Here is a 564-nt window from a genome sequence, read left to right on the forward strand (position 1 = left end):
GGGTCTGTCAAGGATTACGAATCTGTCGGACCTCTCCGACATATCGTTTGATAGACATGCGCTTGGCGCACATATCTATCGTCAGCATGATTCACATTGTTAAAGAGCGGCTGTTCAGAGAACAGTGAGAAGTCACACAACCTTCACGAGAAAGGCGATATGCTTGTCACTGTGGACTGTGCAGCGTTATCAGGTAGTAGAAGCTGAACCGGACTTTCATGGTGGAGCCAAGCGGGATCGAACCGCTGACCTCCTGCGTGCAAGGCAGGCGCTCTCCCAGCTGAGCTATGGCCCCAAAGTCGGCAAAACCGTGTCGACAAAAGCACGAAGCTTTTGGTGGGTCTGGGCAGATTTGAACTGCCGACCTCACCCTTATCAGGGGTGCGCTCTAACCAACTGAGCTACAGACCCGACACTACTACTCGATAAACTAACTTGATCAGGTAATTCGTTGTGAGCACTTGCCGCGAGCAGTAGACAGTGTCGATAAGGAGGTGATCCAGCCCCAGGTTCCCCTAGGGCTACCTTGTTACGACTTCACCCCAGTCATGAACCACACCGTGG

The 564-nt window shown here is 52.5% G+C and carries 2 tRNA genes and 1 rRNA gene; all 3 read right to left on the bottom strand.

Going from position 1 to position 564, the window contains the following annotated elements:
* Window positions 1-219: 219 nt before the first annotated feature.
* Window positions 220-295: transfer RNA gene (locus tag IZU87_RS17345), tRNA-Ala, on the bottom strand.
* A gap of 39 nt (window positions 296-334) precedes the next feature.
* Window positions 335-411: transfer RNA gene (locus IZU87_RS17350), tRNA-Ile, on the bottom strand.
* Window positions 412-487: 76 nt separating this feature from the next.
* Window positions 488-564: ribosomal RNA gene (locus IZU87_RS17355) — 16S ribosomal RNA — on the bottom strand; the annotation flags it as partial.

This window comes from Cobetia sp. MC34 (assembly GCF_018340035.1).
GTDB classification, from domain to species: Bacteria; Pseudomonadota; Gammaproteobacteria; order Pseudomonadales; family Halomonadaceae; genus Cobetia; species Cobetia amphilecti.